Source organism: Pontibacter kalidii (assembly GCF_026278245.1).
Taxonomy (GTDB): domain Bacteria; phylum Bacteroidota; class Bacteroidia; order Cytophagales; family Hymenobacteraceae; genus Pontibacter; species Pontibacter kalidii.
In genome coordinates, this window is the sequence record NZ_CP111079.1 from 1244072 (window position 1) to 1258787 (window position 14716).

Below are 14716 nucleotides of genomic sequence, written 5' to 3' on the forward strand. Positions count from 1 at the left end.
TTCACAAAATTCGATAGCATCGAAGGGTCCGAAACCGTATCTTCGTATACTTATTGCAGATGTTTATGAAGACAAAATTTCTTGCTCCTTTGCTGGGCCTGTTATTGCTCGCCGCTTGCAGCCCGGATGAAGAGCCGGAGGCTAAACCAGCCCCGGCGCCACAGAACCTGTGCTACCTGCAGGAGCAGACCATCCTTTCCGGGACAACCAATACCACTATCCGGTATACTTATAACGACCTGAATCAGGTAATCCGCACCGAGCATTACGAGCAGGAGGAACTGACGGAGGTACGCACCTACACCTATACCTCAGACGGCAAACTGGCCCAGGAGCGCCTGCTTACACCCGATGAGCAGGAGGAGATCTCGTTTACGGATTACAGTTATAACCCGAAGGGGCGCCTCTCTAAGTATGAGGTAAAGCAGCGCGTGCCGGAGCTGGGGGCAGTGCATCGCATCGCTTCCTTTAAAGCAGCCTACGACCTGCAGAACCGCCTCACCTCTGCCACCGATTACCGGTACCAGGACAACAAAGAAGTAGCTGTCAGCTCGGTGACACAATCGTACCCGCGTGATAAACCTGTCGTGGCTACTGTAAAAGGGCTGGGAGGAGAGACGCTTTATGCGGCCTCTTTTGTGCTGGACTCTGCCCGTCGCACGCCACTCTCGGCTGTTCCGGTGTTTATGCACCGCAAACCGGGCGTGGGCTATCCTAATATGCAAAACATAACGAATTTCAGAGCTACTACCGGCTCCGGAGAGACTTTAGCTTTGGTAAAAGATGTAGCCTACACGGCCGCGTATACTTATAATAACCAAGGCTATCCTCTTACTGCCACCATTACCTATGCAGGTGAGGGCGGCCTGACAGACGGACGTACAGAGAATATATCCTATACCTACAACTGCCCTGATTAAGGCAGCATCACACTTCAGGCACAAAAAAGGCAGCTCCCGTTACTTTAGGAGCTGCCTTTTTATATCTATCAATGCGACTAACCCACCCTTAGCCCCTCCCGAGGAGGGGAATTGTATTTGCTTATGCTGCTGCAAACGTACTGAGCCGCGTTCTGCAGTACTGGTCCAACCACCCCTGCCCCTCAGAGCTGCGCTCGCTACCTTCGAGCTCGCGTTCTAAATACTTCGTAGCGTGCGCAGCTGCTACGAGTAGAAGATCCTGAACACTTTCGGGGCTTCTGGCTGCAATACCAGATCCAACCACCCCTGCCCCTCCTTAGCTTTTTCGAGGGCCCCTACCCCCAGGAGGGGAGCCTATAACTACTGCTGCTGAAGTATAGATTGCATAGCTGCTGTTCTCGCGCGGTCAGGTCGCGACCTGTCCCTACACGTGTAAACCCACCCCTAGCCCCTCCCGAGAGGGGAATTCTCCGCAGTTGATTATCATCCCCCTGCCCCCTTCCAAGGGTACTTATACTTGTTCCATAGCAATGGCAGCAGCTATCGAATTGAACCCAGTCCTTGGGTTGAGCGCCTTGTAGATTTCCGGTTTCGCTTTAGCGAAATTGCGACAGCAAAGGAAATGTACACAGCGCGATGCCCGAGGACGAGGCCCCTCGGCCATGAGGGAGCCAAAGCCAGAAATGGAGCGAGTAGGTTGTAAAGCCGTGGTTGAACGGTAGCTAGCAAGGATAGCTTACTTCAAGTTAGGGTTAGCAGTTGCTATGAAAGTATAAAGTATGGCTCTGTGAGCCAGTCGGGTTGAAAACCCAACGAATTAAAAGACACGGGCTGCAAGCCCGCGCCAGCGAGAGAAGGCGCAAGCGGACGCTTGCGCCAGAGAAAGTATAAAGTTAAAGTATAGCTGAAGCCTAAATGTGGCTTTTTGCAAACCAGCCGAGGCACAGACTCGCCGCCATAGTAGAACACAAGTCTGAAGAATTGCGCCAGATTTAGAAGATGGGGATATAAGTTTACACTTCTCTATAAATCCCAACTTAAATTTATACTTCCTGATTTACAAGAGCTTATACAACCTGTCCTTAAGTCCTGATGAAGCCTCTACCAGCGGTAGCCTCACCTGCGCCGTGCATACCCCGAAGCGCTCCAGCACTGCCTTTACGCCCACCGGGTTGCTTTCCTCATACATCAGCGGGTTCACATCCACGAAGCTCAGCAGCAGGGCAGAGGCTTCCTGGTAATTGTTATTCAGTGCGTGGCGCACCATGTTGCTAAACTTGCCGGGGAAGGCATTGGCCAGCACCGAGATCACACCCTGGGCCCCAAAGGTTGTCATCGGCAAGGTCAGCAGGTCATCGCCGCTGATGAGCATGAAATCCTTTGGCTTGTGCTTGGCAATGTACATACACTGCTCCAGGTTGCCGGAGGCTTCCTTTATACCGATGATGTTATCATGCGAGGCGAGCTTCACCGTGGTTTCGCCGCTCATGTTGCTGCCCGTGCGCCCTGGCACGTTGTAAAGTATAACCGGCACCGGCGAGGCGTTGGCCACCTGCACAAAGTGCTGGTAAATACCCTGCTGCGACGGCTTGTTATAGTAGGGGCTCACCGAAAGTATGGCCGTGATACCCTCCAGGTCAGTTTCAGCGATGCTGTTGAGTAGCTTTTGTGTGTTGTTGCCCCCCAGGCCATACACCAGCGGCACCCGCCCGTTTACGTGCTCCTTCACCTGCTGCAACACCTGGGCCTTCTCCTCGGCTGTGGTGGTGGCAGACTCAGCCGTAGTACCATTGATCACAAGATAGTCCACGCCGCCGTTCAGCACAAAGTCCAGCAGCTTGCGCAGCGCCTCGTAATCAACCGCATACTCCTTCGTAAAAGGCGTTACCAACGCCACACCTGTTCCTCTTAATTTATCCTGAATCATCTTGTCGCCTTATAAAATACGAAGTTCTGATTATGTTACCGATTCTGCAAATATCGTGTCAGATATCTGTTTTTGATGGGGTGCCAAGTAAACGCCAAAAGCAGCGAATGTGCTCCACGGGCAGCCTGACAAAGGTTAGAGTTCGATGAGGTAAAGTATAAAACCCAAGTTGCGATTTACTAATGCAGTGCAGGTGTAAACCCACCCCTAACCCCTCCAAGGAGGGGAATCACCTACTCTTTTATGAAATTCCCCTCCTCTGAGGGGCAGGGGCAGTTAGTCGTAACTCGATCTATAAAGTATAGACACCCACTCAAAGGAACCCTACAAACCCTCTAACTCCTAAACTCTCTAACTCTTTAACTCCAAATCTACTGTATATTATTCTCCTCCACCCACTTCAGGAAGGCATCCTTGTATACCTCGCCGATCGGAATTTCCTTGTTGCCGATGCGGATGCGGCTTTTCTCGATGCTGTCGATCTTTTGCAGGGACACGATAAAGGAGCGATGCACGCGTAGGAATTTGGAGTCCGGCAGTTTCTCCATCATCTTGTTCATCGAGAGCAGCGTGATGATCTTCTGGTCCTTTGTCTGGATGATGATGTAGTCTTTCAGGCCCTCAATCCAAAGGATGTCCCTGAAATCGACACGGATGGTTTTATAGTCGGCCTTGACGAACATGAAGTCGTGCTCCGCCGCGGCTGGCTGTGCAACAGGGGCCTCGGTGCCTTTCCCGTTTTTGCGCTGCAGCCTTTCCTGCGCCTTGGTTACCGCCTTCAGAAAACGATCGAAAGGGATGGGCTTGAGCAGGTAATCCACCGCATCCTGGTTAAAGCCCTCCAGCGCGTAGTCGGGGTAGGCGGTGGTGAAAATGATGAGCGGCTGGTGCCTGAGGATGTTGAGGAACTGGATGCCTGTCAGCTCGGGCATCTCAATGTCGAGGAACATCAGGTCTATCTGCTCCTCCTGCAGCACCTGCATGGCCTCGGTGGCGCTGGAGCAGGTTTTCACCAGGTTCAGGTAGGGCAATTTGCTTACGTAGCTCTCAATGATGTCGAGGGCCAGGGGTTCATCGTCAACGGCAAGGCAGCGGATGGTCATAGTTTTATCTGTTAGTAGGCTTAAAGTACAGTTTCAGTGTGGCGTAGAAAGTGCCCTCTTTTTCTTCAAACGTTAACTCATAACGCTTGTCGTAGAGCAGGTTCAGGCGGCGCTTCAGGTTTTCCAGACCGATGCCCCCGAAGTCGCGCTTCTTGTGCTGGCTGGTGTTGTTAATGGTACTGAAGAGCAGCGAATCGTCATGCACTACCAGGTTAAGGATAATCCCGATCTCATTTTTGCTCACCAGGCCGTGCTTAAAGGCGTTCTCCACCAGCGTCATCAGCAACATCGGCGCAATCTGTTTGCCCTCCAGGCTGCCGGCTATGTTAAACTTTATACTTGTCTGCTCGCGCAGGCGCAGCTTCTGCAAATCTATAAAATTCTTGATGTGGTCCACCTCTTTCTCCAGGCTTACCAGGGCATCGTTGCTCTCGTAGAGCATGTAGCGCATCAGCAGCGAGAGCTTCATGATGGCGTCGGGTGTCTCGGGGTGCTGCTTGTAGGCCAGCGAGTAAATGTTGTTCAGGGTGTTAAACAAAAAGTGCGGGTTCACCTGCGACTTCAGGAAAGCCAGCTCTGCCGTCAGTTTCTGCGTCTCCAGCTCTTTGTTGCGGCGCTCGTTGCGGATATAGTTGCCCGTCACTTTCAGGCCCGAGGAGATAAAGATGAGCACCAGCCCGCCCATGATGTACTGTAAAATGCGCTCGCTGCTGTAGAGCTGCGTCATCTCGCGGTTATACTCCCGGAAGAAGTAGAAGTCCAGCGGGGCCCGCAGCACGGCAATGGCCACTAAAGTGGTAAGTACGGCGGCAATGTAGAGGAAGATGCGGTTGCGCGCCAGGTACCGGGAGATGAGCACATACCAGTTAAAATAAAAGATGAAGATGTTAATGAGCAGGCCCACCAACACATCCATCACCTTTCCGAAAGAGAGGGCGCTGTTGCCGTAGAGGAAGTAAAATACCCAGGCGCCAAAAAGCACCCACGCGGCCACGTGCATCGCAACGGTGTACCTTTTCTTCTCCGCCATCTCTGGCAGCACTATGATTGGCTTTGGCAAGGATTTCAGGCTCATGTAACGGTATAGCAGCCAGTACGGTAAGTATGCATCCGCATTCTACTTGCAGCTGGCTTTTTATAGTATAAAGATAAGTAAAGTATAGCATTATTGTGCTGCCGCCTCTCTTCTATATACAAAGCTGCCTATAATGGCTACCAAAGCAGCATTTTAACGGACTAATTCGCTCAGAAGTACCTGTTTATACTTAGTCTAGGGTTTTAGGGGGTTGGTATAATCTATTTTTATGCTGTTGAATTTATCATCTTTTTTGTGCCCATACGCTACTTACCACAAAACTATGAAACCATGTATCATCGAAACCCATGGCCTGAGCTACAGCTTCGGGAAGCGGCAGGTGCTGCAAAACCTGGAGCTGCGCGTGCCACAGGGGGCCATCTTCGGATTTCTCGGGCCAAACGGCGCCGGTAAATCCACCACCATCCGTATTCTGCTGGGCCTGCTGCCCGTGCCCAAAGGGCAGGTGCGGGTGCACGGACAGGACCTGAACGATCACCGCATCGACATCCTGCGCCGCACCGGTTCACTCATCGAGATGCCCACGTTGTACCGCCACCTCTCGGGCCACGACAACCTGGAGATGCACCGTCGCATGGTGCAGGCACCCAAAAGCCGTATTGAAGAAGTACTGCAGATCGTGGGGCTTACGCAGGATGCACATCGCAAAACGAAGGAGTACTCGCTGGGCATGAGCCAGCGGCTCGGCATTGCGTTAGCCCTGCTCTCTGACCCTGAACTGTTGATTCTGGATGAGCCTACCAATGGCTTAGACCCCAGTGGGATAAGGGAGGTCCGGGAGCTGATCATCCGGCTGAACCGGGAGTTTGGAAAGACCATTTTCCTCTCCAGCCACCTGCTCTCCGAGATAGAGAAATGCGCTACCGAACTGGCCATTATTGACAAGGGAGCCACCCTCTACCAGGGCAGTTTGCCGCAACTCTACCAGGGCGCTCTCCAAAGCAGCGTGCTGCAGCTGGAGACGAGCAACAATGCCATTGCCCATAAGCTACTGACCGATCACCAGTACCAGTTGCTGCCGCAGGATGGCGACGTGCTGGCGGTGCAGGTGCAGGGCAGGCAGCAGGCAGCCCGGCTCAACCGCTTCCTGATCGTGAATGGCCTCGAAGTATACCGCCTCAGCACGCACACCCGGAACCTGGAGGAGCTTTTCCTGAACATCACCAAAGGGGAGGCCGAGCCCGCCGCCATACAAAAACCTATACTTGCCGGGAAAGTATGAACGCCATTACCTACTACCGCAGCAGCCTTAGCGCCGAGACGCTGAAACTGAAGAATACCTTTGCGCTCTGGCTCTCCGTACTTGCGCCTTGCGCGCTCCTAAGTATGAACGTGCTTGCCTTCTGGTCGAAAGGGCAGCATTTTATAACAGAAGGGGTTAACCCCTGGCACAGGTTTGCGATGCAGAATTTTAGCCTGTATACCATTCTGCTCATGCCCATTTTTATTGCGCTGCTCACCAGCCTTACGAATGGCATTGAGCACAAGTCCAATGGCTGGAAGCACCTCTACAGCCTGCCGCTGCCCAAAAGTACGATCTACACGGCCAAGGCAACCACGGTGGTGGGCTTGGTGCTGCTGAGCAATGCGGTGTTTGTACTGGGGTACCTGGCGGGGGGACTGTTCCTGATGCTGGTGCGCCCTGATCTGGGCTTTGAAAGTATGGTTGGCCTGACAGTGGTATTAGTGGCTGTGGTAAAGCTATTCCTGTCTACTTTTGTGATCATTGCCGTGCAGTTCTGGCTGAGCATCAGGTGGAGCAGCTTTGCCTTAAGTATGGGCGTGGGCATTGTGGCTATCATCACCGTAATGGTAGCCATGCGCTGGGAGTACATTCACTTATATCCATTCGCTTACCCCTTCATGTCCATCAAAAGCTTTCCTGCAGAGGCGGAGATATATAACCTGTTTAGCCAGGAGGTGCTGTTAAGCCTTGGCGGAGGCGTGCTGGTGTTTATACTTGGCTACATCGATATTTCCCGGAAGCGGATTTCTTAAGATTAGTGTTTGTTTGTTGTATGAGTAAAAGGCGGCACCGGGATTCCAGTGCCGCCTTTTTTGTGATTGCCATAAGTATAAAGCCTAAAGCAAGCGTCAAACTTAAACCTTACTCCATATCTTCTTTGCCTTCCCTGGTTTGGGCGCAGCGGAAACAGGTGGTTCGGTTGAGTTGCAGGTTTTCAACTTGCGAACGTACGGCTGCCAAGACGACAGCTGCAAAGTATTACCACAAGTTGCGCTTGCGCTAAGCTTGCGGCAGGGAAGTGGCTACCTGATCATCGCCAGAAACTCCTCCTCCGAGAGCATTTTCACGCCCATCTTCTCGGCCTTCTCCAGCTTGGATGGGCCCATCTTGTCGCCGGCCACTAGGTAGGAGAGCTTTTTAGAGATAGAGCTAACCACTTTGCCGCCGTGGCTGATGATCAGCTGCTGCAGCTCCTCCCGGCTCACGCTCTGGAACACGCCGGAGATCACGAAGGTTTGGCCCTCCAGTTTATCGCTTTGTATATCCGGGGTGGTTCTCTCTGCCTTAAACTGAAGCCCGGCCGCTTTCAGGCGCTCCACCAGCTGCACATGGTCGGGGTCCTGGAAGTAGGATAAAATGGACTGGGCAATGCGCTCGCCGATCTCGTTGATGGCAATAAGCTCCTCGTACGTAGCACCGCGCAGGGCCTCCAGGTCCGGCAACTCTTCGGCCAGTTTCTTTGCCACCGTGCTGCCCACAAAGCGGATGCCCAGGGCAAACAATACCCGGTCGAACGGCCTCTCCTTCGATTTCTCCAGGCTCTTGAGGATGTTGTTGGCTGATTTTTCGCCCATGCGCTCCAGCGGCACCAACTGCTCGAAGGTAATATCGTAGAGGTCGGCTACGTTGCGCACATACCCTGCCTTGTAGAGCTGCTCCAGCGTTTTGGGGCCCAGTTCGTCCACGTTCATCGCCTTGCGGGCAATAAAGTGCTCCAGCTTGGCCAGTATCTGTGGCTCGCATCCCTTTTCGTTCGGACAGTAAAACTGGGCTTCACCCTCGGAGCGCACCAGTTCTGTGTCGCAGGCTGGGCAGTGGGTAGGGTAGAGGATAGGCTGGCTGTCGGCTGGGCGTTTTTCAAAGTCCACACCTGTTATCTTAGGGATGATCTCGCCGCCCTTTTCTACAAACACGGTATCACCCAGGCGCAGGTCCAGCCGCTGCATCTCGTTGGCATTGTGCACCGAGGCGCGTTTTACCACCGTTCCCGCCAATTGAACGGGTTCCAGCAAGGCTACCGGTGTAACGGCTCCGGTGCGTCCCACCTGGTACTGTATGCCGTGCAGTTGGGTGGCGGCATTTTCGGCGGCATACTTGTAGGCAATGGCCCAGCGCGGGCTTTTGGCTGTAAAACCCAGTTCCTCCTGCAGGGCGTAGCTGTTCACCTTCACTACCACGCCATCGGTAGCAATGGGCAGCTCGTGCCGGCGTTTCTCCCACTCGTTTATGTAGGCCAGCACCTCCTCAATGCTGCCGCACTTGCGCCAGGTGTCAGACACCTTAAAACCCCATTTCTGAATGGCCTGCAGGCTTTCCGAATGCGTATCGAAAGGGCTTTTGTCGGTATGAAAGCTGTAGGAAAAACAGCCCAGCTTGCGGCTGGCAACAACAGAGGAATCCTGCTGTTTCAGGGTGCCGGACGTAGCGTTGCGCGGGTTAGCCAAAAGCTGTTCGCCGGCTTCATCGCGCTCGGCATTAAGTCGCTCAAAAGCCTGCAGCGGCATGAATACTTCGCCCCGTACCTCGAACAGGACCGGATAATCTTTGCCATGCGCCTGCAAGGGCACATCGCGGATAGTGCGTACGTTGGCTGTGATGTTATCGCCACGGGTGCCATCTCCGCGGGTAGCACCTTGCACAAACTTTCCATTCTCGTAGGTCAGGCTGATAGCCACGCCGTCGAACTTCTGCTCGCAGACATACTCTACCTCATCGCCCACGGTTTTGCGCACGCGTTTATCGAACTCACGTAGCTCTTCCTCGGAATAGGTATTGCTGAGCGAGAGCATGGGCCAGCGGTGGTATACGGTTCCGAAGCTTTTGGTAATGGTGCCGCCCACACGCTGGGAAGGGGAGTGCGGCTGGCGCAGCTCCGGGTATTGGGCCTCCAGTTCCTCCAGCCGCTTCAGCAACTGGTCGAACTCAAAGTCTGATACCTCTGAGACACTGTTTTGGTAATACTGGTAATTCAGGTGATTTATTTTCTGCGTCAGCTCCTGTATCTCCAGGGCCGGGTCTTGTGTATTTGCCATCATTCGTGATTTATACTTCCTGTAAAAATAGGAAACAGATTCTAAAGCACACAGCAAATGTCTGAATCAGGGCTTACTGGATCAGTGAGAATAAGCAGGCTATCTGCAGTAGGGAGACTAACCCCTAGCCCCTCTGGCTAAGAAGAGGAATTCGGTAATAGCCGCTTCTAAAGTACGTGTACTATAGGTGTGGTAAAGAGTACCCCAGCCCTTCCGAGGAGGAGAATTGTCCGGCAGGCGATTGTCATCCCCTGCCCCCTTCGAAGGGGGATAACCCCTCCCCAACCCTCCCCTAAAAACAGGGGAGGGAGTTTCTGCAGCACCTAGTCCAACCCCTGCCCCTCAGAGCTACGCTCGCTACCTTCGAACTCCCGTTCTCGGTAGTCTAAGGAGGGGAGCTCGGTTCTGGCTCTGTCAGCCGTGGCTATCGAAATTATACCCAGTCTTTGGGTTGAGCGCCTATGCGAGTTTTTCCGGTGGCGAGCGCTAGTGAGCCAGCCCGAGGCACGAGGGCAGGAAAAGCTCCCAGCGCGATGCCCGAAGACGAGCCCTCCCGGGCTGGAGGGAGCCAAAGTATGAAATGAAACGAGCTGGTAGTAAGGCAGAGGATGAACAGTAGCTAGCAAGGATAGCTTGTGTCCAGTTGCAGGAAGCGGCGGCTATGGAAGTATAACTAGGAAGTATTGTTCTGCAAGCAACCTGAAAGCAGGAAGGATACGCTTGCAGCAGCTTGCCTACAAGATCCTTTCAGGATGACAAAAAGAGGGGCGGTGTTGTCGCTGTCATTGGCAAGTATAGCTTGTGTAAAGCTGAAGGAAGCGGTGGCTAAGAGAGGCACAAGCGGACACTTGCACCAGAGAAAGTATGAAGTATAGCCGAAGTATGAAGCATGGCTCTCCGAGCCAGTCGGGTTGCAAACCCGACACCATAGCAGGACACGAGTTGCAAACTCGCGCCAGCGGATGATGCATTGCAAGTAAAGGCACAAGCGGACGCTTGCGCCAGAAAAGGAAAACAAAACATCAACGGCAAGCCTGTAAGCCGGGTTCTGTCGCTGAGTTTGCACCCAACGTCTTATCATTTATCTAGGCCTGCACTCACGCACAGGCTCCATCGACCTACCCACTGACATCGGACGAGCAGCCCTTAGCCCCGCCGAAGCGAGGCGCTGTCAGCCTATTTGGTCTTTCAACTCCTAAGGTTTACCCAGCCGGACTGGTCACCCAGCCGCTGGTGCGCTCTTACCGCACCTTTTCACCCTTACCAGCACAAGGCTGGCGGTTATTTTCTGTGGCACTGGCTGTATCTGTTTCGTCTCCAAAACAGACCCTTCCCGTTAGGAAGTAGGATGCTCTGTGTTGCCCGGACTTTCCTCTCCCCCTAAAAAGGGGCAGCGATAAGACGGCTCACCGTTGATACTTTGTTCTGCGCAAAGATAACACAAATCCTGAACCGGAGGTTCTATGGAGTTAGAGAGTTGAAGAATTAGAGAGTTTAGGAGTTAAAGGAAATCTTCTGAACTCTCTAACTCCTCAACTCCCAAACTTTCTAACTTACTTCAGTCTTACGAGCGTAGCGCCGTAACCGAATTTCTCCTTGCGGGCGTCTTCGAAGTACTTGATGCCGGGAACGCGGCTCAGGATCTTCTGAAGCTCTTTGCGAAGCACCCCATTTCCGGCACCATGTATGAACACGATTTCGTGCATGTTGGTGGCCATGGCCCGGTCCAGCGCATCCTGGAAGCGCTCCAGCTGGATCTTCAGGATGGCACTGTTGCTCATACCGCTGTAATCGTCCGTTAGCTTCTCGATGTGAAGATCTACTTCATGTTCAGGTGCTATGAGTTTATAGTTCTCGCTTTTCTCTACAGCTTCTGCCAATTGCTCCTTTATCTTATCGGGGTTAACTGATACCGGCTTCTGGTCGAGCTGGAACAGGTAAGCTTCCTTGTTGAGCACGGGCGCGGTGCGCTTGCTCTTATAGAAGGAGCTCGCCTTAAACTGTACGCGCTTCACCACCGGCTCAAAGAGGGTAGGGCTGCCGTTACGGTGCTGGATGAACTGAATCAAAAGGTTCGGCCACTTCTCAAACTCCTTCAGGTGGTAGTGCGTGATCACGCGGGTAGCTTTAGGAGCCAGCTTGTCGTTCTGCAGGCCGCGGTAGTTTTTCTCGCGCTCCTCGCCGCTTGTAAATAGCACGTCATAGTCCGAGTTGTTCACTACCGTTACTGCCAGCAGCTCATCCGACTGATGCACCAGCGCCAGGTAAACCCCCTGCGCGGCCAGCACCGGGGCCACAGGCTCCCTGCGCTTGGATGGCTGAATGGCTGTCTCATCCTGGCGCATATATTTTTGCTCTTCGGCGGCGATCACCACCACCTCGCGTCTGGCAACAGGTATGGTAAAGTCGTTGTCGATGGCTACCTCCACCAGGTTATTATCTAAAAGGCGCGTAATGATGCCTTCCTCACGGCCAGACATCAGGCGCACACGGTCTCCTACATTCATATAGTTGTTCGTTATGGGGTGTTCGTTGATCGTCTCCGAAGTATAACGGGGCGATCATACTTTGCAAAGATACGGGTTTTCGGGCTGTGATGATGAGTTTTAGAAGTACAGCGGGTGCAGCTTCAGGCCATCCTTGCGGTTGTACTCTAAAGCTGGCGCTGGTATCTTGATGATGCTAAGCATGTAGAGGGCGGTGTTCCATACTTTGCTGCGGCCTTTGAAGTGCATCAGGTTGAGGTCGGGGCTCAGGTAGTATTGCCGGTGCGCATCCAGGCCTGCGGCGGCGTTGGCCTCCGGGTCGTTAAAGACCATTTCCTGCGCACCGTAGCCAACAGCAATGTTCAGCCACCCGGGATACCCGCTTCCTTCTTTTAGAAAGGCGCTCACATCTACTGACAGCCAATGCGTTTGCCCGTTGTAGTCTTTCAGGGCCTGCTCGCCGAGGCTGCCTCCCAGCACGTTGGGGCGCATACCGGCATAGCGGGTAGTATGAAAGGAGTACTTCGGCATGATACGGACCTCCTGCCAGGCCAGCTCCTGCGCCACCACGGCCGCTGAGCCTACCGTGTTTGCCACTATATCGCCCACAGAGGCCCCGTAATCCGCCTGGTACCCATCGAAAACTTCGATGGGTGTTTGCAGCGCCACGCCCAATAAACCTCCGTAAAGTATGGCTTTCTTTTCCGGTACACCTGCCCAACGCAGCATGTCAATCCCGGCGCGGCTCTGGTGGAACGCGCCCCAGAAATGCCCTGCCTTGTCCATCTGCTTCCACTGTTTGTTGTCGTTAAACCAGTGGAAGTTAGTCTTGTCTTCTTCGGAGTACCAGGCCTTGTTGAGGGAGATCAGCAAGGAGGTATAACCTACTGCAAAGGAAGAGCCCAGCACCGCAAGCCGCTTGTTATCTACGGCAGCCGTATCAGCAGGTATTTGTGCCATACTTAGCCGGGGAAGGCTTAGCAGCAGGAGCAGGAAGTAAAGTAGGAATCGCTGGCGCATCAGGGACAAAGATAGGGGTTTTCAGGTCTGATTCAGTTGCCATGCTTTTATACTTCCTGTTTCTGGCACAAGTCTTCAGACTTGTGTACTTTTTATAATGTCGAGTTTGTAACTCGACTGGCTTGAAAAGCCATACTTATACTTTTACTTTGGCTATACTTTATACTTTGCTGGCGCAAGCGTCCACTTGTGCCTCTGTTAGCTCCTGCTTTCTGTAACTCGAGCCAAGCTATACTTGCTAGCTTCCGTTCATCCACGGTTTTACAAGCTGCCCGTTACACCTCATACTTTCTGCTCTCAAGCCCGAGAGGGCTCGTCCTTTGGCATCGCGCTGTCTACATTTCCTTTGCTCCTAACGTCGCAATGCCCTTGACGGGCACCAGAAATCTAGAAGGCGCTCCACCCAAGGACTGGGTATCATATCGATAGCCGCTGCTACTGCTGTCATCTCAACCTATGGGAGAAATCTCTTTAAAATTCCGGAAAGATCTCTCACAGCTACGCTGGCTCTCTTCGGCTCCCGCCTCAAGAGAACTCGAGAGGACAGGGAAGGGAGCAAGTACAAACTCCCTCTCCTGTTTTTAGGAAAGGGTTGGGGAGAGGTGAAATTCCCCTCCTCGGAGGGGCAGGGGTGGGTTTATACTTTGTAGGGACAGGTCGCGACCTGTCCGCGCTATACAAGTGGCTATGAAACTAATACTTTAGCAGCAGCAATGACAGGCTCCCCGTCTTAGACTACCGAGAACGCGATCTCAAAGCTAGCGAGCGTAGCTCTCAAGGGCCTTGGTGGTTGAATCTGTGATGGCAAAGGCCTATAAACAACAGCGGCGGAGCCAGATGGCTCCGCCGCTGCGGGTATGTTCTAAAGCAATTTATACTTATGCTTTCTTATACATCACTGATTTAACTGCCTCGATGGTGCGGGCTACGTTTGGCAGCGATGCCTCGATCAGGGTTGGGGCGTAAGGAAGCGGCACATCGCGGCAGGTTACGCGCTTTACCGGTGCATCCATGTAGTCAAAAGCGTTGCTCTGGATGTGGTAAGCAAGTTCTGCTGAGATAGAAGCCAATGGCCACGCCTCTTCTACTACTACCATGCGGTTTGTCTTCTTCACAGACTCCACCAGCGTTTTGTAGTCGATCGGGCGCACGGTGCGCAGGTCGATCACCTCGGCGTTGATGCCGTCTTTGGCTAGTTCCTCGGCGGCAGCCAGGGCTACTTTCATCATCTTACCGAAAGAAACGATGGTCACATCAGAGCCTTCGCGCTTAATGTCAGCCACACCGATCGGAATCAGGTACTCTTCCTCCGGAACCTCGCCCTTGTCGCCGTACATCTGCTCAGATTCCATAAAGATGACAGGATCGTTGTCGCGGATCGCGGACTTCAGCAAGCCTTTGGCATCGTAGGGATTAGAGGGCACGATAACTTTAAGACCGGGTGTGTTGGCATACCAGTTCTCGAAGTTCTGCGAGTGCTGGGAAGACAGCATGCCGGCGCTACCGGTTGGGCCACGGAATACCATCGGGGCGCCGTACTGGCCGCCCGACATAGACATCACCTTGGCAGCAGAGTTGATCACCTGGTCGATGGCCACCAACGAGAAGTTGAAGGTCATGAACTCAATGATAGGGCGCAGGCCGTTCATGGCAGCACCCACGCCGATACCGGCAAAGCCAAGCTCGGCGATCGGGGTATCGATCACACGCTCCGGGCCGAACTCGTCCAGCATGCCCTGGCTTACTTTATAGGCTCCGTTGTACTCGGCTACTTCTTCGCCCATCAGAAACACGCGCTCGTCGCGGCGCATTTCCTCCGACATCGCTTCGCGGAGGGCTTCTCTAAACTGTATACTTCGCATTTCAGATGTTATAATCTCGGTTCA

Annotated in this window: 10 protein-coding genes and 1 other RNA gene; 3 read left to right on the plus strand and 8 right to left on the minus strand. The window is 53.3% G+C overall.

What is annotated here, in order from left to right; genetic code table 11:
- Positions 1–65: 65 nt before the first annotated feature.
- Positions 66–920 (plus strand): hypothetical protein, encoded by an 855-nt coding sequence (locus OH144_RS05285; RefSeq protein ID WP_266205259.1) that lies wholly within the window; start codon positions 66–68, stop codon positions 918–920.
- A gap of 1057 nt (positions 921–1977) precedes the next feature.
- Here the strand turns inward: OH144_RS05285 and dapA are convergent.
- The 3 genes from dapA to OH144_RS05300 all read right to left on the minus strand — a co-directional run bounded on the left by dapA (position 1978) and on the right by OH144_RS05300 (position 5025).
- On the minus strand, positions 1978–2847 hold the full coding sequence (dapA, locus tag OH144_RS05290) for a 4-hydroxy-tetrahydrodipicolinate synthase (protein ID WP_266205260.1): 870 nt from the start codon (positions 2845–2847) through the stop codon (positions 1978–1980).
- A 371-nt stretch (positions 2848–3218) separates the two neighbouring features.
- Positions 3219–3950, minus strand: coding sequence for a LytR/AlgR family response regulator transcription factor (locus tag OH144_RS05295; protein WP_266205261.1), 732 nt, complete (start codon positions 3948–3950; stop codon positions 3219–3221).
- 4 nt (positions 3951–3954) lie between these two features.
- On the minus strand, positions 3955–5025 hold the full coding sequence (locus tag OH144_RS05300; protein WP_266205262.1) for a sensor histidine kinase: 1071 nt from the start codon (positions 5023–5025) through the stop codon (positions 3955–3957).
- Between the two features lie 283 nt (positions 5026–5308).
- Between OH144_RS05300 and OH144_RS05305 the strand changes: the two genes are divergently transcribed.
- Positions 5309–6268, plus strand: coding sequence for an ABC transporter ATP-binding protein (locus tag OH144_RS05305; protein ID WP_266205263.1), 960 nt, complete (start codon positions 5309–5311; stop codon positions 6266–6268).
- The gene (locus tag OH144_RS05310) at positions 6265–7044 is read left to right on the plus strand and encodes an ABC transporter permease (RefSeq protein ID WP_266205264.1); all 780 of its coding nucleotides are present in this window, start codon (positions 6265–6267) and stop codon (positions 7042–7044) included. The genes OH144_RS05305 and OH144_RS05310 overlap by 4 nt, the downstream gene beginning before the upstream one ends.
- Before the next feature lie 270 nt (positions 7045–7314).
- Here OH144_RS05310 and ligA read toward each other — a convergent pair whose 3' ends face one another.
- From ligA to OH144_RS05335, 5 genes are all read right to left on the minus strand, one after another.
- Positions 7315–9324: an NAD-dependent DNA ligase LigA gene (gene ligA / locus OH144_RS05315; protein ID WP_266206308.1), complete on the minus strand. Its 2010-nt coding sequence runs from the start codon at positions 9322–9324 to the stop codon at positions 7315–7317.
- 1021 nt (positions 9325–10345) lie between these two features.
- An RNA gene (gene rnpB, locus OH144_RS05320) (RNase P RNA component class A) lies at positions 10346–10737 on the minus strand.
- A 140-nt stretch (positions 10738–10877) separates the two neighbouring features.
- Positions 10878–11831, minus strand: coding sequence for a Smr/MutS family protein (locus tag OH144_RS05325; protein ID WP_266205265.1), 954 nt, complete (start codon positions 11829–11831; stop codon positions 10878–10880).
- 99 nt (positions 11832–11930) lie between these two features.
- Positions 11931–12770: a DUF2279 domain-containing protein gene (locus OH144_RS05330; protein ID WP_266205266.1), complete on the minus strand. Its 840-nt coding sequence runs from the start codon at positions 12768–12770 to the stop codon at positions 11931–11933.
- Positions 12771–13708: 938 nt separating this feature from the next.
- Complete coding sequence (locus OH144_RS05335) at positions 13709–14692, minus strand: pyruvate dehydrogenase complex E1 component subunit beta (RefSeq protein WP_073852952.1); 984 nt, start codon at positions 14690–14692, stop codon at positions 13709–13711.
- Positions 14693–14716 lie beyond the last annotated feature (24 nt).

Excerpts from the sequence above, each read along its gene's own strand:
- OH144_RS05285 (WP_266205259.1), top strand. The coding sequence starts at position 66 with ATGAAGACAAAATTTCTTGCTCCTTTGCTGGGCCTGTTATTGCTCGCC.
- OH144_RS05325 (WP_266205265.1), bottom strand. The coding sequence starts at position 11,831 with ATGAATGTAGGAGACCGTGTGCGCCTGATGTCTGGCCGTGAGGAAGGC.
- OH144_RS05305 (WP_266205263.1), top strand. The coding sequence starts at position 5,309 with ATGAAACCATGTATCATCGAAACCCATGGCCTGAGCTACAGCTTCGGG.
- OH144_RS05335 (WP_073852952.1), bottom strand. The coding sequence starts at position 14,692 with ATGCGAAGTATACAGTTTAGAGAAGCCCTCCGCGAAGCGATGTCGGAG.
- ligA (WP_266206308.1), bottom strand. The coding sequence starts at position 9,324 with ATGGCAAATACACAAGACCCGGCCCTGGAGATACAGGAGCTGACGCAG.
- OH144_RS05310 (WP_266205264.1), top strand. The coding sequence starts at position 6,265 with ATGAACGCCATTACCTACTACCGCAGCAGCCTTAGCGCCGAGACGCTG.
- dapA (WP_266205260.1), bottom strand. The coding sequence starts at position 2,847 with ATGATTCAGGATAAATTAAGAGGAACAGGTGTGGCGTTGGTAACGCCT.
- OH144_RS05295 (WP_266205261.1), bottom strand. The coding sequence starts at position 3,950 with ATGACCATCCGCTGCCTTGCCGTTGACGATGAACCCCTGGCCCTCGAC.
- OH144_RS05300 (WP_266205262.1), bottom strand. The coding sequence starts at position 5,025 with ATGAGCCTGAAATCCTTGCCAAAGCCAATCATAGTGCTGCCAGAGATG.
- OH144_RS05330 (WP_266205266.1), bottom strand. The coding sequence starts at position 12,770 with ATGGCACAAATACCTGCTGATACGGCTGCCGTAGATAACAAGCGGCTT.